Origin of the sequence: Flavobacterium algoris (genome assembly GCF_048158525.1) — a bacterium.
GTDB lineage: Bacteria > Bacteroidota > Bacteroidia > Flavobacteriales > Flavobacteriaceae > Flavobacterium > Flavobacterium algoris.
Genome location: NZ_JBLNKT010000004.1, coordinates 1 through 26,657, shown reverse-complemented (window position 1 = coordinate 26,657; position 26,657 = coordinate 1). Strand labels below are relative to the sequence as shown.

Genomic DNA, 26,657 nt, shown 5'->3' with positions numbered 1-26,657 from the left:
TTTAGTTTTTTTTCTGCAGATTGAACGCTGGAAACTACCAATTTACTTCCCCGCTTTAAACAAGAATTCTTTTTCTTCTTTGGTTAAACTATCATAACCGGATTGACTTATTTTATCCAAAATCTCATCAATCTGTTGCTGCGCCTTGTCTTTTGTAATTATTCTTGAAGTACTTTTTTCAACTGGTTTGCTATAATTTTTATGGACTGCTTTAAAGGGCCTGGAAGAAGATTTTGAAAATAAATTAGTGAAAAAATCTAAAAAACAAGAAACTATTTTACTTAAATCAATTCCATTTTGGAGCAATTTAATGAAAATAAATCCAAAAAAAGCTCCTGAAAGGTGAGAAATATGACCTCCAGTATTTTCTAATCGAAACTGCATTAAATCAATCAGAATAATTACAAAAGTAATATGCCATAGTTTTACATTACCTATTAACAGTAATCTCACATTCATCAAAGGATGATACGTTGTTGTAGCAACTAAAATAGCCATTATTGCAGCCGAAGCTCCAACAATAGCCGAACTTAAATTCAAGAAATAATATCCGGTAACAAAAGCTATTCCAGCAAATATAGCGCTCAATATATACAACCCAAAATATTGTTTTGGAGTAAAAAATGTCAAAAATAAAGTACTCGAAAAGTTCAAAACCATCATATTAAAAAACAAATGCAAAAAACCATCATGTAGAAACGCATATGTTAAAAAGGTCCAAGGTTTTATAATAAAATTAGAAGGCTCTGAGGAAAGTGCCATCCAACTTGGAAAATCAAATGCGCCAACCTTAAAATTATAAAAAAACAATAATGAAACTAAAAAACAAAGAACATTCCAGAAGATTAGCCTAATTGCTACTCCTCCTATTTTGTATTGTAATTTAAGATCGTCTATAATATTCATAATTTAATTCGTTTTTAATGTCATTCATAATAGCCTTAAAACAGAACCGTACAAATGAAAATTAATTCCTTTTTTAATTCCAGCGATTTTTATTAAACTGATTTTTCTTCCAATACCACATAATTAAAAAGCCAAATAAAGCCCCACCGACGTGAGCAAAATGGGCAACTCCTCCTCCTCCACCAAAAATAGATTTACCAGAAACGCCTAAATACAAGTCTACCAAAACTAAACCTGGCACAAAATATTTGGCTTTTATTGGCACTGGAATAAACATCAAAGCCAATTCAGCATTAGGAAACATAAAAGCAAAAGCAACAATTACACCATATATAGCTCCAGAAGCTCCAACTACAGTTCCAAAATAGGCACTTACGAAATTTTGAAAACTAGGACTATTTAAAAGCGGTACAATCTGATCATTCCCTTTTCCATTTAAAACTGCTAATATTTCCGTTTTAGAAAATCCTTGCTCCATCAAAACATTTAGTCCATCCTGATAGTAATAATAGTTGATTCCTGTATGAAGCAATGCAGCACCTAAGCCACAGGAAATATAGAAAAAGAGAAACTTTTTACTTCCCCAAATACTTTCTAATGCAGAACCAAAAGAATATAACGCAAACATATTGAAGAAAATATGCATAAATCCACCATGCATAAACATGTGTGAAATAGGCTGCCAAACTTGGAAATTTGGGTTTTCAGGAAAATACATGGAAAGCATTTTATAAGCGGGATCCCCTAAAGCAAGTGTCCCCACAAAAAATAAAATATTAATAATGATTAATTGCTTAACCGTTTCTGTTACGTTTCTCATAGTGCAAACTTTTTATCTAAATCTTCCACACGCATTGTGATGAAAGTGGGTTTATGAAATGGGGAAACATTGGGCTCTTTACAGGCAAAAAGCCCATTTACCAAGTTTTCCTGTTCTTTTTCTGTAAGGTGTGTTCCTGTTTTTACTGCTAAACTTTTCGCCATAGATTTGGCAATTGTATCATTCTGGCTAAAACTGCTTTCTGGAATTCCATCCTGTAAATCACTTAGTAATTGTTCCAAAACTAATGAAACTTCACTCTCTGTCACATTCACAGGTATTCCTGAAATGACGATATGATCGGTGTTATTTTCTTCGAAAACAAATCCGGTGTTCATTAATGACAATTGTAATTCAGCGATAAGTTCCATTTCGCTTGACGAAAAAAACAAGTTTAATGGAAATAACAACTGCTGGCTTGATGCCTGATTAACTGTCATATTAATCAGAAACTGTTCGTACAAAACACGTTGATGGGCCCGATGTTGATCCACAATAACCATTCCTGATTTTATCGAGGAAACAATGTATTTTTTATGAATTTGATAGGTTTTATGAACCGCATGCTCCACTTCTTCATCATTAAATAAAGATGAAGTCACTTCTTCATTTTCGAAAGTAATAGGACCAATTTCATCTGTATCTTGCTTTAAGCCTACATACAAACTTTCCCAATTTGCTGTTGGTTCCGGTTTTCTATAACTAGAAAATTGTTTGCTGGGTTTATCTTCAGAGAACGGATTGAAATTCCCATCAACCTGAATCGTTGGCGTAGCACCTTCTAAATCTTTGTAATGATAGGGTGTGTCCAAATTAGAATCCCGATCAAAATCCAAAACTGGAGCCACATTAAATTGTCCCAAACTATGTTTTATTGAAGCTCTTAAAATCGCATATAAAGCGTGTTCATCATCAAACTTAATCTCCGTTTTAGTGGGATGAATATTGATATCAATCGTATTAGGCGGTACTGATAAATATAAAAAATAACTGGGTTGCGCACCATCTTTCAAAATCCCGTCATAAGCAGCCATAACAGCATGATGCAAATAACCACTTTTTATAAAACGGTCATTCACAAAGAAAAACTGTTCTCCACGGTTTTTCTTGGCAAATTCTGGTTTACTTACAAATCCTTGAATAGCTACTATTTCTGTTTCTTCCTGAACTGGCACTAATTTCTCATTGGTTTTACCCGAAAAAATAGTGACAATTCTTTGTCGCAAAGTCGAAGGTGGCAAATTAAACATTTCACTGCCGTTGTGATAAAATGTAAAATGTATTTTGGGGTGAGCCAAAGCCACTCGTTGAAATTCATCAATAATATGGCGGTATTCCACCGTATCTGATTTTAAGAAATTGCGTCGTGCAGGAATATTAAAAAATAAGTTTTTGACAGCAAATGAAGTGCCTTTTGGCAAAACAGCTACGTCTTGAGAGACAAACTTACTGCCTTCAATTATAATGTGCGTCCCAAGTTCTTCTTGATCTTGTTTGGTTTTCATTTCAACATGGGCAATCGCCGCAATAGAAGCCAATGCTTCTCCACGAAACCCTTTGGTATGCAAAGAAAATAAATCTTCGGCTTGACGAATTTTGGATGTGGCATGACGTTCAAAACACAAACGCGCATCGGTTACGCTCATTCCTAAACCATTATCAATCACTTGAACCAATGCCTTCCCTGCATCTTTAATAATTAATTTGATATCCGTTGCTCTGGCGTCAACTGCATTTTCAAGCAATTCTTTAACCACCGAAGCTGGTCTTTGGACAACTTCTCCAGCAGCAATTTGATTGGCAACGTGATCAGGAAGTAATTGAATAATACTCGACATTAAAAATTTTAGGTTTAAAGTTTACGTTTTTAGGTTTTGAAAACCAAGAAGTACAAATTTAATGAAATTCTATTGGGAATGGTAGCTTATTTAATCATAAAAAAAACAAAAAACCTATACTATTCATGAAACAGTATAGGTTTTAATAATTAGTATTTTTATTATTTATTCTTTCAACTCTAAAGGTGAACCTTCTTCAATTTGAATTGCTCCTGCAGACAATAAATGTTGATTATCTATTTGATGTGATAACGAAGCCTGCTGACGAATATACGCCATTTTTATGGCCGCAATAGCCGCTTCAGTACCTTTGTTCCCGTGAATTCCTCCACTTCTATCAATAGATTGTTGCATGGTATTATCAGTCAAAACACAAAAAATAACCGGAATGTCAGTTTGTACATTCAAATCTTTAATTCCTTGAGTTACTCCTTCACATACAAAATCAAAATGCTTTGTTTGCCCCTGGATTACACATCCAATAGCGATAACAGCATCAACATTCTGAGTTTGCAACATTTTCTTTGAGCCATATATAAGCTCAAAGCTTCCAGGAACATTCCAGCGAATAATATGCTGGGATGGAACTTGATTTTCCAAAAGGGCTTCTATAGCACCTTTATAAAGTCCTTCAGTTATGGAATCATTCCATTCTGAAACAACAATCCCAAAGCGAAAATCTTTCGCGTTTGGGATTGAATTTTTATCGTACTCGGATAAGTTTTTATTTACGGTAGCCATTTGATTTGAGAATTTTGATTTGAGAATTTTGATTTGAGATATTAAAGATAGCATTTTGAAAACAAAAATCTTCAATCTTCAATCAGGAATCTTAAATCATTTTTACTATTGTGCCAATCCTATCAAAACGTCAATTGAAGCTGCTTCTGGAGTTGCATCAAAATTTTCTTTTATGTCTGTAAAATATTTCAAAGCATCCGCTTTATTTCCTAATGCCAAAGCAGTTTTTCCTGCTTTCAACAAGAAACGAGGTGTAGTGAAATCATTTTTATTTGTCTCAGCAGCTTTCACATAATTCTCCAAAGCTTGTTTCGGTTGATTTTTTTGAGAATAAGCATCACCTATTGCTCCTTTTGCCAAAGCACCCAATACAATATCTTCAGATTTGAATTTACCTAAATATTCAATTGCTTCAGTATATTTACCCGTGTTCAAATAAGCAATACCAGCATAATAGTTAGCTAAATTTCCTGCATCTGTTCCTGAATACTCATCAGCAATTTTTAAAAAACCAAATTTACCTTCTGAACCATTCAAAGATAATTTATACAATGAATCACTAGCTACTCCGTCAGTCGCTTTTTGAAAATTTTGTTGTGCAACAAACATTTCATTAGCCGCTTCGTCTTGTTTTGGCGTAGCAATAAATTTTTGATATGCTAAATAACCAACAGTAAATAATGCAACACCTGCAACTAATCCAATAATGACTTTTTGATTTCTGGCAACCCAATCCTCAGTTCTTGAAGCTGTTTCGTCTAATGTTGAAAAAACACCAGCTGTTGTACTGTCTTTTTCGTCAATTACTACCTCTTCAACTCCGTCTTTTACTTCCTTTTCTTTTGGTGCTTTATATCCTCTTTTACTGTAAGTAGCCATTTAATTTTAATTTAGTGAGTCGCAAAAATAAAATTTTTATTCAAACCGACATAAAAAATATGCTTTTATATTCAAAAAAATATTATAGGAGGTTCTTTCTTTCCAAAGAAAAAATAATTTCCATAGAAAAAATCTAAAAGCCATTTTTATCGATATTTTTCAATAATTTGCACCCACTTTGAAAAACCTGTTCAAAAACATCAAAGTTCTCAATACCAGCAAGCCTTACAGATGTATTTAAAAAAAATTTCATTATTCAATTATAAGAATTTTTCGGAAGCAAATTTCGATTTTGACAACAAAATAAATTGTTTTGTAGGTAAAAATGGTATTGGAAAGACTAATGTGCTCGATGCAATCTACCATTTATCCTATGGAAAAAGCTATTTCAATCCATTAGCTGTTCAGAATATAAAACACGGTGAAGAATTTTTTGTAATTGATGCTGAATTTGAAAAAAACGAAAGAAACGAACAAATCCTTTGCAGTCTAAAAAAAGGTCAAAAAAAAATATTAAAACGCAACGGGAAAGCTTACGAGAAATTTTCAGATCATATTGGTTTTATTCCTTTGGTTATTATTTCACCAGCCGACAGGGATTTGATTGTAGAAGGCAGCGAAACCAGAAGAAAATTCATGGATAGCGTAATTTCGCAACTAGATTCCCATTATTTACAGCAACTAATTCAATACCAGAAAGTAATGAGCCAGCGTAATGCTTTGTTGAAATATTTCGCGCTGAATCATGTTTTTGAAAACGATACCTTATCTATATATAATGAGCAGCTCAACAGTTTTGGAAATTACATTTTCGAAAAAAGAAAAGAATTTATCGACCAGTTTATTCCTATTTTCAACACACACCATCAAGCCATAACCGGCTCGCAGGAAACCGTTCAACTGGTATATGAAAGTCATTTATTCGAGAAAAATTTACTGACGCTTTTACAAGAGAACATTAATAAAGACAGAGCGCTACATTATACTAGCGTGGGAACTCATAAAGATGATTTATCATTTGAAATAGACGGACATCCTATCAAGAAATTTGGATCACAGGGTCAACAGAAATCATTTCTAATTGCTTTAAAATTAGCACAGTTTGAATTTCTAAAAAAACAAAGTGGCGTAAAACCGATTCTATTATTTGATGATATCTTTGATAAACTAGACGAAAGTCGGGTATCTAAAATTATTGAAATGGTCAACAGTGATACTTTTGGACAGCTTTTTATCTCAGATACACATCCGGAACGCACGGAAGCTATTGTAAAATCGACGCATCAGACTTATAAAATTTTCAATTTATAACTTTTATTTAATAATTTTAAAGGTTCAACATTTGAAAAAATACCTAATTTAGCCTATTTCAATTTAAATCAAATTATAATGAAATTTCATTCTATATGTCTTATAATCTTCTCTTTTGTAATTTTATCCTGTAATGGACAAACTTCAAAAAACGTAAAAACCATTGAAGCCAAAGCTTTTGCAGAAAAAATAAAGGAGACTCCAAATCCTCAAATTCTCGATGTAAGAACTCCTGAAGAATTTGCATCAGATCATATTGACAATGCCAAAAATGTAAATTGGCTTGGAAATACTTTTCTTACTGACGCAGAAAAATTTGATAAATCAAAACCAGTTTTTGTGTATTGCAAAAGCGGAGGAAGAAGCCAAAAAGCAGCTGAAAAATTAAGCGAATTAGGCTTCACAACAATTTACCAATTAGACGGAGGAATTCTAAAATGGGATGCAGCAGGATTATCAAAACCAAGCGATAAAACCATTGGAATGTGCAGTCCGGAATATGCCGAATTATTAAACTCCAATAAAAAAGTATTGATTAATTTCTATGCAGAATGGTGCGCTCCTTGCAAAAAAATGGCTCCGTATATTTTACAAATGCAAAAAGATTTAGCAAATAACGTGACCATCATTCGATTGAATGCAGATGAGAATAAAACATTGATGGCTGAATTGAAAATCAGTGAACTTCCTACCTTATTATTGTATGAAAACGCAGCAGTAAAATGGAAACATTCTGGTTTTATTAGTGAAGACGATTTAAAAAAACAATTACAATAGTTCAAAATGCTTTCAAAAGACACACTACAATTTCTGGATGATTTAAAGGCCAACAACAATCGTGATTGGTTTTTGGAAAATAAAAAAAGGTATGAAGCTGTTAAGAAAAATTACCAGCAATTAGTCACTGATTTACTTGACGTCATGAAACCAATGGATCCTTCGCTGGAAATGTTGGAAGTAAAAAATTGCACTTTTAGAATCAATCGTGACATTCGGTTTTCTAAGGATAAGACTCCTTATAAATCGCACTTAGGCGTTTGGCTTTCTTCGGGAGCAAAAGGTATGAATCGCTCTGGTTATTACCTTCATTTAGAAAAAGGCGCCAGTTTTATTGCCGGTGGATTGTATTGCCCCGAAGCGCAAGATTTAAAAAAAATGCGCAAAGAAATTGCTTATTTCCATGATGATTTAGAAGCTATTCTTAACGAAAAAGATTTTAAACGGGAATTTAAAGATTTTGATAGAAATGAAAAGGATACACTAAAGAATCCGCCACGAGGATATGAAAAAGAACATCCTGCTATTGAATTTTTAAAATTGAAAAGTTTCGAATGTTCTCAAAGAATTGATATCTCCGAAGTGACAAAAAAAGATTTTGTCGCTACAATGAGTAAAAAATTAATCACATTAAAACCGTTGAATGACTTTATAAATCGCGCTTTAACTTCTGAGTAATTCTAATTTATACCGATGCAAAAAAAGAAAATACTTTTTCTGGGAGAATCCTATAGAGCAGATGCCATCACTTGGATGAATGGTCTCAAGGAGTTTGGTGATTTTGAAATCATTACTTGGGAATTAAAAACCCCCAGCAACTGTATTTATAATCGAATTTTAAGGATTTTTGAATTTGAATTGGCTTTTTTTAAAATTAGACAACTAATAAAAACGCATCAGCCAGATATGGTTATTGCAGAAAGAACCACAAGTTATGGATTCTTAGCTGCATTATCCAATGTAAAATCTATAGCAATTGCACAACAAGGCAAAACCGATTTGTGGCCAGAAAAATCTATTTTATTGCCTTTAAAAAAACTCATTCAACATTATGCTTTCCAGAAAGCCAATTTAATTCATGCTTGGGGTCCTGTGATGACACTTTCTATGATAGAAGCCAAAGTAGATATGAATAAAGTTTTCGTTTTACCAAAGGGAATTGATTTGAAAAAATTCGGCAATACCAACAATGCCAATCCAGAAAAAATTTGTGCTATCGTTACTCGCTCCTTGTTGCCGGAATACCGCCATGATATTATTTTAAAATCCTTTGCTATTTTAAACCAAAAAGGAATGGATTTCGTACTTACAATTATAGGAAATGGAACACAACTTTCGGCATTAAAAGAATTAGCAAAAAAATTAAACATTGAAGACAAAGTCTATTTTACCGGAAGGATTCCAAATACAGCATTACCAAAACTATTACAGCAATCTAATATTTACATTAGTATGCCAATAACTGAAGGAGTTTCGGCCTCTCTATTTGAAGCGATGGCTACTAATTGTTATCCAATTGTAACTGATATTCTAGGAAATCAAAGTTGGATTAAACACCGAGAAAACGGACAATTAGTTACCGTTGATAATTTTGAAATGCTCGCAGAAGAATTAATCTGGGCATTTGAAAACAATAAATATCGAAACGAAGCCGTTTTAAAAAATAGAATATTTGTAGAACAAAATGCAGATTACAATATTAACATGAGAATTATTGCCCAAAAATACCACGAATTAATTAACACAAATAATAGCCCCAACTAACTATGTGTGGAATTAATGGAATCTTGCATTTACAATTACAAAAAAAAGTTGACGAACGCGTTCTTACAAAGATGCGCGATTCGCTCGAACATCGCGGACCTGATGATAAAGGATTGTTTATAGAAAACAATATTGGCTTTGGACACAGAAGACTTTCAATTTTGGACATTTCCTTAGCCGGACACCAACCTTTCCTGTCAGAAGACGGAAGGTATGTGCTGGTTTATAATGGTGAAATCTACAATTTCAAAGAATTTTATCCCGAGTTAAAAAGCAATGGATTTGATATTAGGACCAGTTCGGACACAGAAGTTTTGATGAAATTATTCCAATTACATGGTTTAAAAATGCTCAACCGTCTCAATGGAATGTTTGCATTTGCTATTTGGGATAAAATGGAAAAAAAGCTAACTGTTGTTCGTGACAGAATGGGAGTTAAACCGCTATATTATTCTTTTTACAACGAGACTTTTTATTTCGCATCCGAACAAAAAGCACTTTTCACAGCTGGGGTTCCTCTCAAAATGGCACAAGACGGACTGGAGGAGTATATTTTTAACCGATTTGTTGCTGGTGAAAACACATTGTACCAAAATGTAAAAAAAGTATTGCCTGGGCATATCATGACCATTCATGAAGGTGGAAAAACCACTACTGAAAAATGGTGGAATTTAAAAAAGGAAATTCAAAATCAACCCGAAATAAAAAATCCGGCAGAATGGTTTCGCGAAACTTTTGATGATTCCGTAAAACTGCGAATGGTAAGCGACGTTCCTGTTGGTGTATTATTGAGTGGCGGACTGGATTCTTCTTCGGTTTTAGCTTCCTTACACCACCAAAAATACAAAGATATTGAAACGTTTAATATTGGTTTCAAAGAGAAAGAACATAACGAAGCACATTTGGCTAAAATAGTAGCAAATAAATTCGATTACGGTTTTCACACGATGCAATTAGAAGGTAAAAATCTTTTCGATAAACTATTAACTTCTACCTATTTTCAGGATGAACCTATCATGCATTTAAGTGAGCCGCATCTTCTTGCAGTTTCTCAAATGGCTAAACCGTCAGTAAAAGTATTGCTTTCCGGCGAAGGTGCTGATGAATTTATGGGTGGTTATGTACGTTACAAAGCCTTACAATATCCATCATTATTGAATTCCATTGCCACAATTGGTAATTTAGATGTTTTTACAAAACAACCACGGTACGAAAAGTTAACTCGTTATGCCCAAATTATTAAAAAATCTGATTTAATCATATATAATGGGTCCAATATTTACCCCAATGATATTGCGGAAACTTTTGGAATTAATACTCCGCCAACAAACGAATACAGGAGACAAATTTACAAAGAAGCAAAATCTTTATATCCGGACAATTTACGCCGACAAGCACTTTATTTTGACCAACATACTTATTTATGCTCGCTTCTGGACAGAAATGACCGCTGTACAATGGGTGCATCAATTGAATGTAGGGAGCCGTTTTTGGATCCAAGATTAATTGTTGGATTGGGCTCATTGGAAGACAAATGGCTGTTTGCTGGAAAAAAGTGGAAATTCATCCTGAAATCAGCAATGCAAGAACGCTTACCTGATGAAATTCTAAAATTCAGAAAAGTAGGATTGAGTGCTCCTTGGGGAGATTATATCACAAAAAGCCCTGCCTTTAAAGAAGAATTAGAATCTTTTTCTAAAAGTGATTTATTTCAAATCCCTTATTTTGAACACATAAACATTCAGAAATTAATTCAAAATTTACAAAAAGGAGACACCAGAATGACGCCTTATATTATGCCTTTGTTTATGATGCATATCTGGATGAAAACGTATGCAACTAAATTTTAATTCTTACTTTTGACATAGGATTAAACTATTCAAAAAAGCACTTTCTTTTATGGAAATACTACATAATTTCTCTTTAAAAAAATACAATACATTTGGCATTGAAGCCAAAGCAAAACAATTTGTTGCAGTTCATTCAAGCGAAGAATTAAAAACTATTTTACAAGAAAATAAATCCCATAAAAAATTCATTTTAGGAGGCGGAAGCAATATGCTTTTGACAAAAGATATTGATGCTCTTGTGATTCATATTGATTTGAAAGGCAAGAAAATTATAGAAGAAAATGATGATTTTGTTTGGGTCGAAAGTCAGGCCGGCGAAAACTGGCATAGATTTGTGCTTTGGACCATCGACCAAAATTTTGGTGGTTTAGAAAACATGTCACTAATTCCCGGAAATGTAGGAACCACTCCAGTACAAAATATTGGCGCTTACGGTACTGAGATTAAAGACACTTTTGTTTCCTGCGAAGCGATGATAATAGAAAATCAGAAAATAAAAGCGTTCACAAAAGGCGAATGTCATTTTGGCTACCGAGAAAGTGTTTTTAAAAACGAATCTAAAGACCTATATGTCATTACATCGGTTGTTTTTAAATTGACAAAACGCAATCATAAAATCAATACTTCTTACGGCGATATTACGTCAGAATTAGAAAAAAACAACATTACCAATCCTACTTTAAAAGACGTCAGTAATGCTGTAATTGCCATTCGACAAAGTAAATTACCGAATCCAAAAGAACTAGGAAACAGTGGTAGTTTTTTTAAAAATCCTATTCTATTAAAATCGGATTTTAAAAAAATACACCAGCAATTTCCAGAAATGAAATACTATGATGTTTCTGAAACCGAAGTAAAAGTGCCTGCAGGCTGGCTGATTGAACAAGCAGGTTTCAAAGGAAAACGTTTTGGTGATGCCGGAATCCATAAAAACCAAGCTTTAGTTTTAGTAAATTATGGTAATGCGACCGGGCAGGAAATTTTGAATGTTTCAAAAGATATTCAAGCAACGATTTTTAAAACATTTGGCATTCACATTGAAGCCGAAGTAAATGTGATATAGGTTTCAGATTATCAATACCAAAATAGTATTTCAAAAATTCTAATTCTTAAATTAAAGATGTTTATTCCAGAAATCTACAAAAACGAGAATCAAGAAGAAATCAAAAAATTTCTTCAAGAAAACAGCTTTGGTATCCTAGTCAATCAAACGGATGGAAAATTGTGCGCAACACATATTCCATTAGAACTGGATACTAATGAAGATGGAAATCAAATTTTATGTGGCCACATTTCTAAAGAAAACCCACAATGGAAAGGTTTTACTGATAACGACCAAATTTTAGCTATTTTCTCTGGACCACATTCTTATATTTCTTCCTCTTGGTACGATCATGAAAATGTGCCAACATGGAACTATATTGCTGTTCATGTTTACGGAAAAATCAAAATCATCGAAGGAGAAGCAGTAATAGAATCCCTAAAAAAACTGGTTGATAAATACGAACAAAATTCTGAAAATCCAGTTCGTGTAGCAAATTTATCTAAGAAAACAATGATGCAAACCCGAGGGATTGTAGCATTTGAAATTGAAATTACAGAAATCCAAGCCACTAGAAAATTATCGCAAAACCGAGATAATAAAAATTTCCAAAACATTATTTCCGAATTAGAGAAGACAGAAGATGCCCAAGCGATTGCTGTAGCAAATGAAATGAAGAAATGCCCTCGATAAATTATTTCGAAATTCATACATTGTACTTAACAATTCACAATTCTATTCATACCTTTGCACTCTCCCGAAATTTCGGGATTAAAAACTCATTAAAATCAGATGTTTATACTAATTCTTTACTTTTTTATTTTTATAGTTGCTGTTCAAATTTCGTATTATCTGGGTGTTTTTGGAAAGTTTGCTTTCGCCAAAGCACAAAAGATAACGCCAAAAAGAATCCCGATATCGGTTATTGTTTGTGCCAAAAACGAAGCAGAAAATGTAACAAATTTCATCCCGTTACTCGCTGAACAAAACTATCCTGACTTCGAAATCGTCTTGATTGATGATGCTTCGAGTGATAACACTTTGGCTATTTTTGAAGAATTTGAAAAGCAATATTCAAATGTACGTTTGGTAAAAGTGGAAAACAATGAAGCTTTTTGGGGGAACAAAAAATACGCACTGACTTTAGGAATTAAAGCCGCAAAAAAAGAATATCTATTATTCACTGATGCCGATTGTTACCCGACTTCAAAGGATTGGTTAACAGCAATGAGTTCTCAATTTACGATGCAAAAAACAATTGTTTTAGGTTACGGTAAATATGAAAAAATCCCTAATTCATTTCTGAATAAAATAATTCGCTTTGAAACTCTGCTTACGGCAATTCAATATTTTTCTTGGGCAAAAATAGGACATCCTTATATGGGTGTAGGACGAAATTTAGCCTACAAAAAAGAAACCTTTTTTAATGTAAATGGTTTTATAGAACACATGCAAGTCCGTTCTGGAGATGATGATTTATTTATCAATCAAGCAGCAAATGCAAAAAACACCACGATTGCTTTTACACCAGAAAGTTTTACACTTTCTAGACCAAAAACGACATTCAAAGACTGGTTTACCCAAAAAAGAAGACACGTATCAACGGTAAATTATTACAAACCTTTCGATAAATTACAATTAGGAGCCTTTTATTGTTCGCAATTACTATTTATTTTATTGCCTATTCTCTTATTGGCTTTCCAATTTCAATGGATCTTAGTTTTGGGTTTAATAGCGCTCCGATATTTAGTTGCTTGGACTGTTGTTGGGTTTTCAGCAGGAAAATTAAAAGAAAATGACATTAAATTCTGGTTTCCTATAGTTGAAATAGTACTTATATTTACACAAATCAATATCTTTATAACGAACATATTCTCAAAACCAGTACTTTGGAAATAAACAAACAAATAGAAAAAGCAAAACAAGGCGATCAGGTTGCCTTTACTTTTCTATTGAATTATTATTGGAATGAAGTGTATGGTTTTATGCTCAAGCGTACTGAAAACGAAACCAATGCGGAAGACATTACCATCGAAACGTTCTCGAAAGCCTTTGACAAAATAGCGACTTACAATTCGGAATTTCAGTTTAATACGTGGCTCATCGCTATTGCAAAAAACGTTCACATTGATTTATTGCGAAAAAAGAAATCGAGTCTTTTTGTAGAAATTACGGAAGATGAAGATCAGCAAGCTTACAATATTGCCGACACTACTCCATCGGCTGAAGACGAATTGATCACGGAACAAAACCTTTCGCAATTATTGCAATTCATCAAAGAATTGAAACCTCACTACCAAGAAGTCATCCAATTGCGCTATTTTCAGGAAATGAGTTATCAGGAAATTGCCAACAAAATTGACGAACCGCTGAGTAATGTAAAAATTAAATTGCTTCGCGCCAAAAAACTTCTGGCCGAAATCATTCAGAATAAAAGGTAACTTTAGGTTTATTCGATAATTTGGTTAATCGTTTAATCGAAACTTAGCCTAAAGGTCAAACGAATAAACGGTTAAATAATTAAACTAAAAAATAACCTACACTTTACATACTAAATTTCTTGTTATTTACGTTGTTAAATAAAAACAACACTTGCTTATGATTTACTGATACTTAACCTTTAAATCCATAAATTATGTCCAAATTAAGCATTTACGAGACCCGCTGGATTGACCTTGTTTTTCAATACAGAAACAAAGAATATGGAGCGTATCAGTTACGCCAAGAAAGCACCAAAACTTCAATAATGGCACTTTTTATGGGAATATTACTTTTAACTTCTGCTTTGAGTATTCCTGTGATTTTGAATTATTTTAATCCAGAAAACAAGATAGCAATACCTGAATTTACAAATACCTTAGTGAATGTAACTGACATTATTATACCAAATCAGCTTCGGGAAATAGAAAAACCAGTTCTTCCAGAAGTAAAAGCACAAAATACGGAAGCACCAATTCAAAGTGATCAACTTGTGAATCCTGTAATTGTGCAGGCACAACTGGCAAATCAAAATATTGCAAAAAATACTGATAATACTACCGTTACAAACACGACTACAGAAGGAAGAGCAACTGTTGGTATAAATCCAACTTCTTCCAGTGGAACAGGAACGGCAACTGATACTCCTATTGATCCCGGAAATACGATTGTAGCTACTGCAACTCTGGATAAACTTCCTGAATTTCCGGGAGGAATTAATAAATTCTATACTTACGTAGGAAATAATTTTGAAAAACCAGATGTTGACAGTGGCAGCACCATGAAAGTTTATGTGGCTTTTGTAATAGAAAAAGACGGAAGCATGACTGACATTCAAGTAAAAAGAGACCCTGGTTATGGTTTAGGAAAAGAAGCCATCCGAGTATTGAAATCATTGAAAACCAAATGGTCGCCAGGAATGATTGGCTCAAAACCGGTTCGAACTGCCTATAATCTTCCCATTACAGTACAAATGAATTAATTTATAAAGCAAAAAAGCAGAACCCAAAAGTTCTGCTTTTTTTATCCAATTTAAAAAAATCTTATTTCTTCTTTTTGATTGTAGTTTTTTTAGTCGCTGTAGTTTTAGTAGCGACAACTGCTTTTTGTTGTATATACGGTTTGTACATTCCATCCGTTTCAGCTCTTTGTCTTGCAGCTTCAGCTCTTTCTTTAGAATCAGGATGTGAACTCATCATTCTGTCCAAAAAAGAAGCTTGAGTTCCTTCGCTCATTTTTGCCAAAATAGAAAAGGCTGAAGAAACCGCATTCACATTATATCCATTTTTTTTCATGAAATTATACGAGAACTCATCTGCTTCTGATTCTTGCTTTCTGCTGTGTTTGCTGTCAATCATCACACTTCCCAATTTAGCCAATTGGCTATCTGTTACTGCCGCCACTTTATTCGATTGTGAAGCAACAACATCTATCAAAGCTTCTTTTTTATACGCCGCTTTCATAGCATCTCGCGAATCATGATTAGCCACATGACCTATTTCATGACCAATAACTGCCAGCAATTCATTATCATCCATAATATCCATCAATCCTGAATAAACACGAACACTTCCATCAGCAGTAGCAAATGCGTTTACTTCATTTAGCTTATAGACTTTATAATTTAATGCATATCCGTCCCCGCTTGTGTGTTTTCCAAAAACTTTATTAAGACGGATGGTGTAAGGATCTTTTGGTCCAGTAACGATATGTTCCGCATCCATTTTATCAACAGCTGCTTTAGATAAAGCTGCCGCATCAGCATCGCTAAAAGTGAATCCTGCAACCCCTTTTTGAACCGCACCTAGTGCTTTTTCTCCAAAATTAATTTGTGCATTGGCTTTTGAAAGACCAAAAACTACCAATAATACCCCTAATAGTATTGATTTATTTTTCATTTATTTTTGATTTTGAGTTTCAAATATAATATTTTTTGAATAACTGGTTTAATGGCATACAACAAAAATCAATCTTTCTTAAGAACGAATCTTCTCAACGATCCTTTCTAGCCCAGATAGCAGTGGAAATTGCCCTTAAAATTATTGAAATTTGCACTCTTAAATCGTAATTCTAAAACCTTATTTCTTAAATCAACTTTCCTTATCTTTGTACTTTGAAAATTGATATATGGAAACTGTTTTAGAAAATACTTTACCTATAGGAAAACCGAAATGGTTGAAGGTAAAACTCCCAATTGGCCAAAAATATACAGAGCTTCGTGGCTTAGTAGATAAATATAGTTTGAACACTATTTGTACTTCCGGAAGTTGTCCAAATATGGGCGAATGTTGGGGTGAAGGAACGGCTACATTCATGATTTTAGGAAATGTATGTACGCGTTCTTGTGGTTTTTGTGGTGTAAAAACCGGGAGACCGGAAACTGTGGATTGGGATGAACCTGAAAAAGTGGCGCGTTCTATCAAAATAATGAACATCAAACATGCCGTAATTACCAGCGTTGACAGAGATGATTTGAAAGATGGCGGATCAATAATTTGGATTGAAACCGTAAAAGCCATTCGCAGAATGAACCCAAATACAACACTTGAAACATTGATTCCTGATTTTCAAGGTATCGAAAGAAATATTGATCGTATCGTGGAAGCTAATCCTGAAGTAGTTTCACATAATGTAGAAACCGTTCGCAGGCTGACTCGTGAAGTACGTATTCAAGCTAAATATGACCGAAGTCTGGAAGTATTGCGCTACTTGAAAGAAAAAGGAATCAATAGAACAAAGTCAGGAATCATGCTAGGTCTTGGTGAAAAAGAAGAAGAAGTTTTTCAAACGATGCGCGATTTACGCGAAGCAAATGTTGATATTGTAACGATAGGTCAATACTTGCAGCCGAGTAAAAAACACTTGCCGGTTAAGGAATTTATAACGCCGGATCAGTTTGCAATATATGAGAAATTTGGTTTGGAATTAGGATTTCGTCATGTAGAAAGCGGACCATTAGTTCGTTCTTCTTATAAAGCACAAAAACATATTTTATAAAAAATTTATTTGTTTAATCGGTTAATTCGGTTAACCAAATAAACGAATAAACGAATCCATTTGAAAACAAGAATTGCCATTAATGGTTTTGGAAGAATTGGTCGGAATTTATTTCGCCTGCTTTTAAACCATCCTACCATTGAAGTAGTTGCCATAAATGATATTGCTGATAAAAAAACCATGGCACATTTAGTGAAATACGACAGTATTCACGGTGTTTTACCATTTACAGTAAGTCCTGATGAAAAAGGTTTCTCTATAGATGGAAACCATTTTTTGTTCTTTCACGAAAAAAGTATTTCTAACTTGGATTGGAAAAGTTTAGACATTGATTACGTAATTGAGTCCACTGGAAAGTACCTCACTTTTAAAGAAATAAATGCTCATATTTTGGCCGGTGCCAAGAAAGTAATTCTTTCTGCGCCTTCAGAAGAAGATACCATAAAAACGGTTGTTCTGGGTGTGAACGAGAATATTCTTGACGGCACTGAAACTATTATATCCAATGCCAGTTGTACAACGAATAATGCGGCGCCAATGATGAAGGTCATTGATGAACTTTGCGGTATTGAACAAGCCTATATTACTACTATTCACTCGTATACTACCGATCAAAGTTTACATGATCAACCACATAAGGATTTACGCAGAGCTCGAGGAGCAAGTCAATCCATTGTACCTACAACTACCGGCGCAGCGAAGGCATTGACAAAAATTTTCACTAAATTGCAAGGAAAAATTGGTGGATGCGGCATTAGAGTCCCTGTTCCCGATGGTTCTTTGACGGATATCACATTCAATGTGAAACGAGCTGTTACCATAAACGAAATAAATGCTGCTTTCAAAACCGCAGCACAAACTAACTTAAAAGGGATTCTCGATTATACTGAAGATCCTATTGTTTCTGTAGATATTATTGGAAATAGAAACTCTTGTCTTTTTGATGCCCAACTCACCTCAGTAATAGATAAAATGGTGAAAGTAGTAGGTTGGTATGATAATGAAATAGGGTATTCATCTAGAATTATTGATTTGATTCTTTTGGTAGAAAGTAAAAAAAATTAACAATAAAAAATTTAGTTATAAATGAAATACCTTTTCATTTATAACTAAATTTTTTATTCAATTCTGTATTCTCAAACCAATGAGAAAACAGATAGTATTTCATATTACACTAATTTAAGCAAATCCAATATCTTAAATAATAAATACAAAAATGCTCTTTTATACACGCAAAAAGCAATAAATTATACTAAGGAAATCCGCAATGTACAAGCTCAGGCAAATCAAACGTATAGCTCTTTGCTAAAATTTATTTTGATTTAAAAATATACAATGATGCCATTGAAATTTTTCATAAAAGTATTGCATTATATAAAAATTTAAACCCAACGGCCACATACGCCTATTCTTACTATTATCTTGGTATATGCTATGTAGCAAAATCAAATTTTGTTGATGCGAAAACTTGTTTTGACCAAACTCAATCCATATTTGACGAATTAAAAATCACAGATACTGCCGAAATACTAACACTTCAAAGAGGAATAATTAGTAAGTCGATAGGAAATTCAGAAGAAGCATCAACAATTTTTAAAACCATTATTGCAAAACCGGACAGTCCAGTAATATTAAATGCTAAAGCAGAGGCCCTATGTCAAATTGGGACTATTGAAGCTACAAAAGACAGATACAACTTGGCTTTAAATTATCTGAATAAAGCATTACAACTAAATTAAAAAAAATGAAAATTTAGAGCAAAAATCAAACATCCTACTGGCATTGAGTTCAGTATATGAAAAAATGCTGGATAAAAACAATGCCTATTCTTATTTGAAACAACACCTTAATCTAAACGAAAGTATTTCTATTTTGAATAATGAAAGACTGGGAATTGATGATTATGATAAATTTAAAGAATCCGAACGTTTAAAAGAATTAGCACAAGTTAACCAAGAAAATAAACAGCAGGAAAAAGCAAGTAAATTTTCTAAATTAATTAGCATTCTCGCAATAGCTTTAATATCAATACTATCGTCATTAAGTTTGTCCTTGTATAAAAACAACATCATTAGAACACAGTCCAATCAAATGCTGAAAGAAAAAAAATAAAGAATTGGAAATTACTAAAGAGAAAGCAGAAAAAGCTTCTAATGCCCGATCCGAATTCTTATCAACTGTGAGTCATGAACTTAGAACACCATTAAATGTCATAAATGGAATCGCTCATTTATTATTAGAAGAAAAGCCAAAAAAGTTCCAAATGAACTATTTGTCTTCCTTAAATTTTCTGGAGACTATTTGACAAAGTTTATAAATGAAATTCTGGAAATTAATAAAATTGATTCTAATAAGCTAGAAATAGAATACATCAACTTTAATCTTAAACAATTATTAGAAGACATCCAGAACTCTTTAAAAGAATTAGCTTGTGTAAACAATAATAAATTTAATTTAAAAATTGACCCGGCTATTCCTGATTATTTGATTGGTGATCCTACAAAAATATCTCAGATGATTATGAATCTGATTAACAATGCACTTAAATTCACAAAAAACGGTAATGTTAGTGTAATTGCAAAACTTCATTCTTTGGAAGATAAAAATGCGACTTTATATTTTGAAGTAATTGATACCGGAATTGGAATTCCTGCAGACAAATTACAAAGTGTTTTTGATAGTTTTTCACAAGGCTCCATAGAAATCAATCGCAAATATAGCGGAACTGGTTTAGGCTTAACAATTGTAAAAAAATTGATTAAAATTATGGGGGGAAGAATAAATTTAAATAGTGTAGAAGGAAAAGGCTCCTCTTTTTCATTCGAATTACAATTTAAAATAGGATCCCAATTAGTGAAACTTGTCGAAAAACCTAAAACATACGATGCTTCTTCCTTAAAAAACAAAAAAAATACTTTTAGTGGAAGACAATAAAATCAATCAGATGATTACCGAAAAAATGCTTCGTAATAGAGGAATATTTTGCGAAATAATTGACAATGGTGAAGATACTATAGAAATAGTAAAAAACAACAACTTTGATTTGATTCTTATGGATGTGCATTTACCTGGAATCAATGGAACAATGCTACAGAAGAAATTAGAAAATTTGATACTAAAACACCTATAATTGCACTCACCGCTATCTCATTAGATGAAAATCGAGAGATGCTTTTATCCTTTGGCATGAATGATGTTGTTACCAAACCATTCATCCCAGAAGAATTCTATGCTGTAATTGCTAAAAATGTATAGCAATTATTAATATTTCAAAATCAATTCTTTAATAAGACTTCTCACTTTTGGCTCTGCATTTTTAGCTGCTTCCAAAACTTCATCGTGGGAAATAGTTCCTATACTTTCTTCATTTCCCATATCAGTAATTACAGAAATTCCGAATGTTTCTAAATCCATATGACGAGCAACAATCACCTCTGGAACCGTCGACATTCCCACGCAATCAGCACCGAGAATTTTTACCATTCTATATTCAGCCAAAGTTTCAAAAGTAGGGCCTTGTAAACCCAGATAAATCCCTTCATGAACGGTAATATTTAATTCCTGTGCCAATTCTTGAGCCTTAGCAATCATTTTTCTGGAATACGGTTCACTCATGTTTACGAAACGAGGTCCGAAGCGTTCGTCGTTTTTACCTCGCAAAGGATGCTCTGGCGTCATATTGATATGATCGGTAATCAGGACAATAGAACCTACATTATAATTTTGATTCACTCCACCGGACGCATTTGAAACAATTAATTTCTCAATCCCCAAAAATTTCATTACTCGAACTGGAAAAGTTACTTCTGTCATCGAATAGCCTTCATAGAAATGAAACCGACCTTGCATGGTAACTACCTTTTTAGTTCCTATTGTTCCAAAAACCAACGCTCCCTTGTGGCCTTGAACGGTTGACACAGGAAAATTTGGAATTTCGTTGTAAGGCAGCGTAAATTCTACCTTCATTTCGTCAGTAAAACTTCCTAAACCTGAGCCTAAAATCACACCATATTCTGGTGTGAAATCTATTTTTTCTTTAATATAGGTTACGGTTTCTTGTACTTGTTTCCACATAATTTATAATGGTTTTATCAAAATTTTCACTTCCTGAAATAAAAGAACTTTTTATGGGCAGATAGAAAAGTTGCTCACTTGGCAAACTTCCTTTCAATCGCACATAATCTTTTTCGGTAGTGATAATAAGGCTCTTCTGAGCTATATTTTTAATTTCTAAAATGTCTTTATCGGTAAAATTATGATGGTCCGGAAAAGACAAACAGGCATCATTTGTATTCTTCAAAAAAGTAAAAAACGGTTCGGGCTTTGCAATTCCTGCCAGTAATACTTTATCAAGTGATTTAATTTCATCAACTTTTATCTTTGTATTTTCAGAAAAAATACAATCGTCATAATCGATGTACGTAAAATACAATTCTTGACTAGTAGAAAGTTTCAATTTATTTTTAATCTCTTTTTGTTCGTCAAGCGAAAGAGGAAAAGGACATTTAGTGACTATAATTATATTCGCTCTTTTTGCTCCACTTCTGCTTTCGCGTAAATTACCTGTTGGCAAGATAAAATCATCCGAATATAAATCCCCGTAAGAAGTCAGTAAAATATAGAAACCTGCTTTTACTTTTCTATGCTGAAAAGCGTCGTCAAGCAAAATCATTTCTGGTTTTTCTTGTCGCCCAAGCAATTGTTCTATTCCATTTTTTCTATTGGCATCAACTGCAACTTGAATATTTGGAAATTTTTGATAAAACTGAAAAGGCTCGTCTCCAAGTATTGCAGCATTTGAATTAGCATCAGCCAAAATAAACCCTTCCGATTGTCTTTTATAACCTCGGCTTAACGTGGCAATTTTATATTTATCCGAAAGTAACCGAATCAAATATTCAATTTGAGGCGTTTTTCCGGTTCCACCAACGCTAAGGTTCCCAACAGCAATAATAGGTAAATCAAAAGAATAGGATTTTAAAATGCTTTTGTCGAAAAGAAAATTCCGAATACTCGTTATCAGACCATATAAAACGGCAAACGGAAACAGTATTTTTCGCAGTAAAATCATTTTACGAAGATAATTTTTTAGCCACGAATTACACGAATTAGCACCAATTAATTTACAGTAAAATAATAAAGCCATATCTTTGAATATAATTTAAAAATTCAATTTTTACTTTTTACTTCATGCTAATTCGTGGCTAAACTATGAAAATCAAAGAAATAATATCCGTGCTTGAAGAAATGGCGCCACTCGCCTACGCTGAAGATTTTGACAATGTGGGTTTATTGGTTGGAGATCAAGAATCGGAAGCGACAGGTGTTTTAGTTTGCCATGATGCTTTAGAACATATAATAGACGAAGCGATTGCAAAAAACTGCAACTTAGTGGTTTGTTTTCATCCCATTTTATTTTCGGGTTTAAAAAAAATAACGGGCAAAAACTACGTGGAGCGAGCAGTTATTAAAGCCATAAAAAATGATATTGCCATTTATGCCGTTCACACCGCTTTGGATAATCATCAAGAAGGCGTGAATAAAATATTTTGTGATGCTTTGGGATTGGTAAACACAAAAATCTTGATTCCAAAACAACATTTTATTCGAAAATTAGTAACTTATACGATTCCTGAAAATGCAGAAGAAGTTCGAAATGCACTGTTTGATGCAGGTGCGGGAACTATTGGAAATTATGAAAATTGCAGTTTTAATTCGAAAGGAGTTGGAACCTATATGGGAAATGAACATAGCAATCCTCAAGTAGGTGAGCGATTCGAATTTGTACAAGGAGACGAAATCAAAATCGAAGTTACTTTCGAAAAACATTTAGAAAATAAAATTCTAAAAGCATTATTCAAAAGCCATGCTTATGAAGAAGTGGCTTATGAAATTTATGACTTGCAAAACCAACATCAAAATATTGGCTTGGGAATGATTGGCGAATTAGAAACCCCAATGAACGAGAAAGAGTTTCTGCTTTTTGCAAAAGAAAAAATGCAAAGTGACGGGATTCGACATTCCAACTTTTTAGGTACAGCAATTAAAAAAGTGGCAGTTCTTGGTGGAGCCGGAAGTTTTGCAATAAAAAATGCAATTCAGGCTGGTGCAGATGCTTATTTAACGGCTGATTTGAAATATCATCAGTTTTATGAAGCCGAAAATAGGCTTTTATTGGCCGATATTGGACATTTTGAAAGCGAACGCTATACAAAAAATTATATTGTTGAGTATCTTCGGAAAAAAATCCTTAATTTTGCAGTTATTTTATCAGAAGAAAATTCAAATCCAGTTAAGTACTTATAGAATATGGCGAATACGAAAGAATTAAGTGTTGAGGACAAGTTAAGAGCAATTTACGATTTACAGCTAATTGACTCTCGAATTGACGAAATCAGAAACGTAAGAGGAGAACTTCCTCTAGAAGTAGAGGATTTAGAAGATGAAGTTGCAGGTTTAAGCACCCGTTCAGAAAAATTGAAAAGTGAACTTGAAGTTATCGAAGATCTTATCAAGGTAAAAAAGAATGCAATTGATGAGCACAAAGAGGCTATCAAAAAATATACGAAGCAACAAGAAACTGTTCGTAATAACAGAGAATTTAATTCGTTGACTAAAGAGGTTGAATTTCAAGAATTAGAAATTCAATTGTCTGAAAAACAAATTAAAGAAATGAAAGCTTCTATCGAACACAAGAAAGAAGTAATCTCTAGTTCTAAAGAAAGATTAGAAGCAAAATCTAATCACTTGAAACATAAAAAATCAGAGTTAGACGCTATCATGGCTGAAACTGCTAAAGAAGAAGCTTTTTTATCTGAGAAATCAGCTGAATACCAAGCTTTAATTGAAGAAAGATTGTTGAAAGCTTACACTAGAATCAGAACAAGTGTTCGTAATGGACTAGCTGTTGTTTCTATTGAAAGAGGAGCATCTGCAGGATCATTCTTTACGATTCCGCCTCAGACGCAAGTAGAAATTGCTTCAAGAAAGAAAATCATCACTGATGAGCATTCAGGAAGAATATTAGTCGACAGCACATTGGCCGACGAAGAAAAAGAGAAAATGGAACAATTGTTTTCTAAATTCTAATTACTTTTAAGCCTCCTAATCGGAGGCTTTTTTATTATGAAGAAATTGTTGTTTTTTATATTGACTAAATCCATTGGATTATACATTAACATTTTGAGTTTTGTATTTCCAAAGAAAGCTTCGCAACTGGCGTATGCTTTTTTTAGTGAACCCAGAGAAGGAAAGCTATCAAAAAAGAATCTTCCTGAAATTCTACAAGAAGCACAATCCGAAACATTTTATCAAGAAGAACATTCTTTTCAAACCTATACTTGGAAAGGAAATAACACCATTATCCTTTTGGTTCACGGATGGGAAAGTAACGCTTCTCGATGGGAGAACATCTTACCTTATTTAAAAAAATCAGGAAGTACTATTATTGCTATCGATGCTCCAGCACATGGCTTATCCAGCGGAAAAGAATTTAACATTCCTCAATATGCCGAATTTATTCATATTGCTGTCCAAAAATTCAAACCACAATACCTGATAGGCCACTCTATGGGAGGAAAAACCTGTTTGTATTATCAATCGGTATATCAAAATGATGCCCTTAAAAAAATGGTAATTCTGGGAGCGCCAAGTGATTTCAATATTATCCTGAATAATTACATTGCGTTATTAAGCTTGAACTCTAGAATTTCAAAAGCTTTAGAAAATCACTATTTAAATCATTTTAAACTGCAATTAGAACATTTTTCAGGCAAAATGTTTGCTTCAAAATTAAATATAAAAGGACTGATAGCTCATGACATTGACGACACGGTAGTTTTATTTGAAGAAGGTAAAAAAATTGCTGGCGCGTGGAAAAATTCAATTTTTATCGAAACTAAAGGCTTGGGACACAGTATGCACGACGATGAATTATATAAAAAGGTGGCTCATTTCTTATTTGAAACAAAATAACTAAAATAAATAATTAGTATTTTCTTGCTGCCTTCTCAATTTTTCAAATAAACAAATTACGACACAAACGATTAAACAATTTAGCACTACTTTTGCATCATGGAAGAAAATCTAAAACGCCTCAACAAATTCATAGGAGAAACTGGGTATTGCTCTCGCCGAGAAGCCGATAAAATCATTGAAGAAGGTCGTGTAACCATCAATGGAGTCGTTCCGGAATTAGGGACAAAAGTTTCTCCAGATGACGAAGTGCGTATTGACGGAAAACTAATCCGTGAGAAAAATGAGAAACCCGTTTATCTTGCTTTCTATAAACCCGTAGGAATTGAATGCACAACCAATTTAGATGTTCGTAATAACATTGTAGATTACATCAACTATCCCAAACGTATTTTTCCTATCGGAAGATTGGACAAAGCCAGTGAGGGACTAATTTTTATGACTAACGATGGTGACATCGTAAATAAAATATTACGCGCCAGAAACAATCACGAAAAAGAATATACGGTTACGGTAAACAAACCTATTACAGATCGTTTCATCGAAAGAATGGGAAATGGCGTGCCAATTTTGGACACAGTTACCCGAAAATGTAAAGTGGAACAAATCAGTAAATTCACTTTCAAAATTATCTTGACACAAGGTTTAAACCGTCAAATCCGTAGAATGACAGAATATTTGGGGTATGATGTTACGGCTCTAAAACGCATCCGAATTATCAATATTTCTTTGGATATTCCTGTTGGTCGTTACCGAGATTTGACTGATACCGAAATCAAAGAATTAAACGAATTGATTGAACCTTCGAGCAAAACAGAAGAAGCCAGTTTACCAAAAACAGAAGCGCCAAAAAGAAGAACCGAATTCATCAAAAAAGACGATCCAAGATTTAAGAAAAGAGGAGATTATTAAGAATAAAAATCCCATTCGTATCTAATCTGAATGGGATTTTGCCTTTATTTTCTAGTTAGAAATTCGTAGTACAAAGCTTTTGATAAAAATTTTTCAGATTCCCAATTTCAAACCAATTAGTACAATTAATGGGGGGCAGTAAATTAAACATTATAGCTTTAGAAAGTGGCGGATCAAGTTTTAGTTTCGAAATCCCATTCAAAATTAATACAAATGTTATTTCAATTGAAGACAACAATGAAACTGAATTTAACCCGTTGGGTGTAATTAAATGATTTGATTTTTGATATTATTTATTGGTCTATCAAAGATAAATTTATTGATATATTGAACCAATGTTAATGCTGTTATTTTTGCTAAAATTCTTG

Annotated in this window: 28 protein-coding genes and 2 pseudogenes; 21 read left to right on the top strand and 9 right to left on the bottom strand. The window is 33.3% G+C overall.

The window, feature by feature from the left end; genetic code table 11:
• Window positions 1–42 precede the first annotated feature (42 nt).
• From ACM55I_RS03100 to ACM55I_RS03080, 5 genes are all read right to left on the bottom strand, one after another.
• The gene (locus ACM55I_RS03100) at window positions 43–906 is read right to left on the bottom strand and encodes a rhomboid family intramembrane serine protease (RefSeq protein WP_416845310.1); all 864 of its coding nucleotides are present in this window, start codon (window positions 904–906) and stop codon (window positions 43–45) included.
• 73 nt (window positions 907–979) lie between these two features.
• Window positions 980–1,726: a rhomboid family intramembrane serine protease gene (locus ACM55I_RS03095; protein WP_416845309.1), complete on the bottom strand. Its 747-nt coding sequence runs from the start codon at window positions 1,724–1,726 to the stop codon at window positions 980–982.
• A complete protein-coding gene (gene mutL / locus ACM55I_RS03090) occupies window positions 1,723–3,564 on the bottom strand; it encodes a DNA mismatch repair endonuclease MutL (RefSeq protein WP_416845308.1) in 1,842 nt (613 codons plus the stop codon). Before mutL ends, ACM55I_RS03095 begins: the two co-directional genes overlap by 4 nt.
• Window positions 3,565–3,729: 165 nt before the next feature.
• Entirely contained in the window at window positions 3,730–4,305 is a 576-nt protein-coding gene (gene ribH / locus ACM55I_RS03085) for a 6,7-dimethyl-8-ribityllumazine synthase (protein ID WP_039110067.1), read from the bottom strand.
• 105 nt (window positions 4,306–4,410) lie between these two features.
• Entirely contained in the window at window positions 4,411–5,184 is a 774-nt protein-coding gene (locus tag ACM55I_RS03080) for a tetratricopeptide repeat protein (protein WP_416845307.1), read from the bottom strand.
• Window positions 5,185–5,415: 231 nt separating this feature from the next.
• Here ACM55I_RS03080 and recF point away from each other — a divergent pair, with 231 nt between their 5' ends.
• From recF to ACM55I_RS03030, 10 genes are all read left to right on the top strand, one after another.
• Window positions 5,416–6,495, top strand: a complete 1,080-nt coding sequence (recF, locus tag ACM55I_RS03075) for a DNA replication/repair protein RecF (RefSeq protein ID WP_416845306.1) — start codon at window positions 5,416–5,418, stop codon at window positions 6,493–6,495.
• 78 nt (window positions 6,496–6,573) lie between these two features.
• Window positions 6,574–7,272, top strand: a complete 699-nt coding sequence (locus ACM55I_RS03070; RefSeq protein WP_416845305.1) for a thioredoxin domain-containing protein — start codon at window positions 6,574–6,576, stop codon at window positions 7,270–7,272.
• 6 nt (window positions 7,273–7,278) lie between these two features.
• A complete protein-coding gene (locus tag ACM55I_RS03065; protein ID WP_416845304.1) occupies window positions 7,279–7,950 on the top strand; it encodes a DUF2461 domain-containing protein in 672 nt (223 codons plus the stop codon).
• Between the two features lie 15 nt (window positions 7,951–7,965).
• Window positions 7,966–9,036, top strand: a complete 1,071-nt coding sequence (locus ACM55I_RS03060; RefSeq protein ID WP_416845303.1) for a glycosyltransferase — start codon at window positions 7,966–7,968, stop codon at window positions 9,034–9,036.
• Between the two features lie 2 nt (window positions 9,037–9,038).
• Window positions 9,039–10,886 (top strand): asparagine synthase (glutamine-hydrolyzing), encoded by a 1,848-nt coding sequence (asnB, locus tag ACM55I_RS03055; RefSeq protein WP_416845302.1) that lies wholly within the window; start codon window positions 9,039–9,041, stop codon window positions 10,884–10,886.
• A gap of 49 nt (window positions 10,887–10,935) precedes the next feature.
• Window positions 10,936–11,949, top strand: coding sequence for a UDP-N-acetylmuramate dehydrogenase (gene murB / locus ACM55I_RS03050; protein ID WP_416845301.1), 1,014 nt, complete (start codon window positions 10,936–10,938; stop codon window positions 11,947–11,949).
• 57 nt (window positions 11,950–12,006) lie between these two features.
• Window positions 12,007–12,621 (top strand): FMN-binding negative transcriptional regulator, encoded by a 615-nt coding sequence (locus ACM55I_RS03045; protein WP_416845300.1) that lies wholly within the window; start codon window positions 12,007–12,009, stop codon window positions 12,619–12,621.
• Between the two features lie 99 nt (window positions 12,622–12,720).
• Window positions 12,721–13,827, top strand: a complete 1,107-nt coding sequence (locus ACM55I_RS03040; protein ID WP_416845299.1) for a glycosyltransferase — start codon at window positions 12,721–12,723, stop codon at window positions 13,825–13,827.
• Window positions 13,818–14,369 (top strand): RNA polymerase sigma factor, encoded by a 552-nt coding sequence (locus ACM55I_RS03035; RefSeq protein WP_416845298.1) that lies wholly within the window; start codon window positions 13,818–13,820, stop codon window positions 14,367–14,369. Before ACM55I_RS03040 ends, ACM55I_RS03035 begins: the two co-directional genes overlap by 10 nt.
• Window positions 14,370–14,563: 194 nt before the next feature.
• On the top strand, window positions 14,564–15,388 hold the full coding sequence (locus ACM55I_RS03030; protein ID WP_416845297.1) for an energy transducer TonB: 825 nt from the start codon (window positions 14,564–14,566) through the stop codon (window positions 15,386–15,388).
• A 61-nt stretch (window positions 15,389–15,449) separates the two neighbouring features.
• Here ACM55I_RS03030 and ACM55I_RS03025 read toward each other — a convergent pair whose 3' ends face one another.
• Window positions 15,450–16,304: a M48 family metalloprotease gene (locus tag ACM55I_RS03025; protein ID WP_416845296.1), complete on the bottom strand. Its 855-nt coding sequence runs from the start codon at window positions 16,302–16,304 to the stop codon at window positions 15,450–15,452.
• A gap of 229 nt (window positions 16,305–16,533) precedes the next feature.
• On the opposite strand from ACM55I_RS03025, the gene lipA reads away from it, so the two are divergent.
• The 7 genes and pseudogenes from lipA (at window position 16,534) to ACM55I_RS02990 (ending at window position 20,658) form a co-directional block, all read left to right on the top strand.
• A complete protein-coding gene (gene lipA, locus ACM55I_RS03020; RefSeq protein WP_039110082.1) occupies window positions 16,534–17,403 on the top strand; it encodes a lipoyl synthase in 870 nt (289 codons plus the stop codon).
• Window positions 17,404–17,463: 60 nt separating this feature from the next.
• Entirely contained in the window at window positions 17,464–18,468 is a 1,005-nt protein-coding gene (gap, locus tag ACM55I_RS03015) for a type I glyceraldehyde-3-phosphate dehydrogenase (RefSeq protein ID WP_416845295.1), read from the top strand.
• Window positions 18,469–18,713: 245 nt separating this feature from the next.
• Window positions 18,714–19,142, top strand: coding sequence for a tetratricopeptide repeat protein (locus tag ACM55I_RS03010; RefSeq protein ID WP_416845435.1), 429 nt, complete (start codon window positions 18,714–18,716; stop codon window positions 19,140–19,142).
• A gap of 43 nt (window positions 19,143–19,185) precedes the next feature.
• Window positions 19,186–19,515 (top strand): hypothetical protein, encoded by a 330-nt coding sequence (locus tag ACM55I_RS03005; RefSeq protein WP_416845294.1) that lies wholly within the window; start codon window positions 19,186–19,188, stop codon window positions 19,513–19,515.
• 4 nt (window positions 19,516–19,519) lie between these two features.
• Window positions 19,520–19,708, top strand: a complete 189-nt coding sequence (locus tag ACM55I_RS03000; protein WP_416845293.1) for a sensor histidine kinase — start codon at window positions 19,520–19,522, stop codon at window positions 19,706–19,708.
• Window positions 19,705–20,337 carry a sensor histidine kinase gene (locus ACM55I_RS02995; RefSeq protein ID WP_416845292.1) on the top strand — a complete coding sequence of 211 codons (633 nt, stop codon included), beginning with the start codon at window positions 19,705–19,707 and terminating at the stop codon, window positions 20,335–20,337. Before ACM55I_RS03000 ends, ACM55I_RS02995 begins: the two co-directional genes overlap by 4 nt.
• 10 nt (window positions 20,338–20,347) lie before the next feature.
• Window positions 20,348–20,658 (top strand): annotated as a pseudogene (locus ACM55I_RS02990) (response regulator).
• A 6-nt stretch (window positions 20,659–20,664) separates the two neighbouring features.
• Here ACM55I_RS02990 and ACM55I_RS02985 read toward each other — a convergent pair.
• Window positions 20,665–21,477: a purine-nucleoside phosphorylase gene (locus ACM55I_RS02985; protein WP_416845291.1), complete on the bottom strand. Its 813-nt coding sequence runs from the start codon at window positions 21,475–21,477 to the stop codon at window positions 20,665–20,667.
• Window positions 21,440–22,474 (bottom strand): tetraacyldisaccharide 4'-kinase, encoded by a 1,035-nt coding sequence (gene lpxK / locus ACM55I_RS02980; RefSeq protein WP_416845290.1) that lies wholly within the window; start codon window positions 22,472–22,474, stop codon window positions 21,440–21,442. The genes ACM55I_RS02985 and lpxK overlap by 38 nt, the downstream gene beginning before the upstream one ends.
• A gap of 140 nt (window positions 22,475–22,614) precedes the next feature.
• On the opposite strand from lpxK, the gene ACM55I_RS02975 reads away from it, so the two are divergent.
• The 4 genes from ACM55I_RS02975 to rluF all read left to right on the top strand — a co-directional run bounded on the left by ACM55I_RS02975 (window position 22,615) and on the right by rluF (window position 26,289).
• Complete coding sequence (locus ACM55I_RS02975) at window positions 22,615–23,709, top strand: Nif3-like dinuclear metal center hexameric protein (RefSeq protein ID WP_416845289.1); 1,095 nt, start codon at window positions 22,615–22,617, stop codon at window positions 23,707–23,709.
• A gap of 3 nt (window positions 23,710–23,712) precedes the next feature.
• The gene (locus ACM55I_RS02970; RefSeq protein WP_416845288.1) at window positions 23,713–24,492 is read left to right on the top strand and encodes a zinc ribbon domain-containing protein; all 780 of its coding nucleotides are present in this window, start codon (window positions 23,713–23,715) and stop codon (window positions 24,490–24,492) included.
• 36 nt (window positions 24,493–24,528) lie between these two features.
• Window positions 24,529–25,377 carry an alpha/beta fold hydrolase gene (locus ACM55I_RS02965; protein WP_416845287.1) on the top strand — a complete coding sequence of 283 codons (849 nt, stop codon included), beginning with the start codon at window positions 24,529–24,531 and terminating at the stop codon, window positions 25,375–25,377.
• 99 nt (window positions 25,378–25,476) lie between these two features.
• The gene (rluF, locus tag ACM55I_RS02960; RefSeq protein ID WP_416845286.1) at window positions 25,477–26,289 is read left to right on the top strand and encodes a 23S rRNA pseudouridine(2604) synthase RluF; all 813 of its coding nucleotides are present in this window, start codon (window positions 25,477–25,479) and stop codon (window positions 26,287–26,289) included.
• Window positions 26,290–26,556: 267 nt separating this feature from the next.
• Here rluF and ACM55I_RS02955 read toward each other — a convergent pair.
• Window positions 26,557–26,657: pseudogene (locus ACM55I_RS02955) on the bottom strand (IS982 family transposase); the annotation flags it as partial.

Excerpts from the sequence above, each read along its gene's own strand:
- asnB (WP_416845302.1), top strand. The coding sequence starts at position 9,039 with ATGTGTGGAATTAATGGAATCTTGCATTTACAATTACAAAAAAAAGTT.
- ACM55I_RS03060 (WP_416845303.1), top strand. The coding sequence starts at position 7,966 with ATGCAAAAAAAGAAAATACTTTTTCTGGGAGAATCCTATAGAGCAGAT.
- ACM55I_RS02985 (WP_416845291.1), bottom strand. The coding sequence starts at position 21,477 with ATGTGGAAACAAGTACAAGAAACCGTAACCTATATTAAAGAAAAAATA.
- ACM55I_RS02965 (WP_416845287.1), top strand. The coding sequence starts at position 24,529 with ATGAAGAAATTGTTGTTTTTTATATTGACTAAATCCATTGGATTATAC.
- ACM55I_RS03100 (WP_416845310.1), bottom strand. The coding sequence starts at position 906 with ATGAATATTATAGACGATCTTAAATTACAATACAAAATAGGAGGAGTA.
- ACM55I_RS02970 (WP_416845288.1), top strand. The coding sequence starts at position 23,713 with ATGGCGAATACGAAAGAATTAAGTGTTGAGGACAAGTTAAGAGCAATT.
- ACM55I_RS03070 (WP_416845305.1), top strand. The coding sequence starts at position 6,574 with ATGAAATTTCATTCTATATGTCTTATAATCTTCTCTTTTGTAATTTTA.
- ACM55I_RS03080 (WP_416845307.1), bottom strand. The coding sequence starts at position 5,184 with ATGGCTACTTACAGTAAAAGAGGATATAAAGCACCAAAAGAAAAGGAA.
- mutL (WP_416845308.1), bottom strand. The coding sequence starts at position 3,564 with ATGTCGAGTATTATTCAATTACTTCCTGATCACGTTGCCAATCAAATT.
- ACM55I_RS03095 (WP_416845309.1), bottom strand. The coding sequence starts at position 1,726 with ATGAGAAACGTAACAGAAACGGTTAAGCAATTAATCATTATTAATATT.
- ribH (WP_039110067.1), bottom strand. The coding sequence starts at position 4,305 with ATGGCTACCGTAAATAAAAACTTATCCGAGTACGATAAAAATTCAATC.
- recF (WP_416845306.1), top strand. The coding sequence starts at position 5,416 with ATGTATTTAAAAAAAATTTCATTATTCAATTATAAGAATTTTTCGGAA.
- lipA (WP_039110082.1), top strand. The coding sequence starts at position 16,534 with ATGGAAACTGTTTTAGAAAATACTTTACCTATAGGAAAACCGAAATGG.
- ACM55I_RS02975 (WP_416845289.1), top strand. The coding sequence starts at position 22,615 with ATGAAAATCAAAGAAATAATATCCGTGCTTGAAGAAATGGCGCCACTC.
- rluF (WP_416845286.1), top strand. The coding sequence starts at position 25,477 with ATGGAAGAAAATCTAAAACGCCTCAACAAATTCATAGGAGAAACTGGG.
- lpxK (WP_416845290.1), bottom strand. The coding sequence starts at position 22,474 with ATGATTTTACTGCGAAAAATACTGTTTCCGTTTGCCGTTTTATATGGT.
- ACM55I_RS03030 (WP_416845297.1), top strand. The coding sequence starts at position 14,564 with ATGTCCAAATTAAGCATTTACGAGACCCGCTGGATTGACCTTGTTTTT.
- ACM55I_RS03025 (WP_416845296.1), bottom strand. The coding sequence starts at position 16,304 with ATGAAAAATAAATCAATACTATTAGGGGTATTATTGGTAGTTTTTGGT.
- murB (WP_416845301.1), top strand. The coding sequence starts at position 10,936 with ATGGAAATACTACATAATTTCTCTTTAAAAAAATACAATACATTTGGC.
- ACM55I_RS03040 (WP_416845299.1), top strand. The coding sequence starts at position 12,721 with ATGTTTATACTAATTCTTTACTTTTTTATTTTTATAGTTGCTGTTCAA.
- ACM55I_RS03065 (WP_416845304.1), top strand. The coding sequence starts at position 7,279 with ATGCTTTCAAAAGACACACTACAATTTCTGGATGATTTAAAGGCCAAC.
- ACM55I_RS03045 (WP_416845300.1), top strand. The coding sequence starts at position 12,007 with ATGTTTATTCCAGAAATCTACAAAAACGAGAATCAAGAAGAAATCAAA.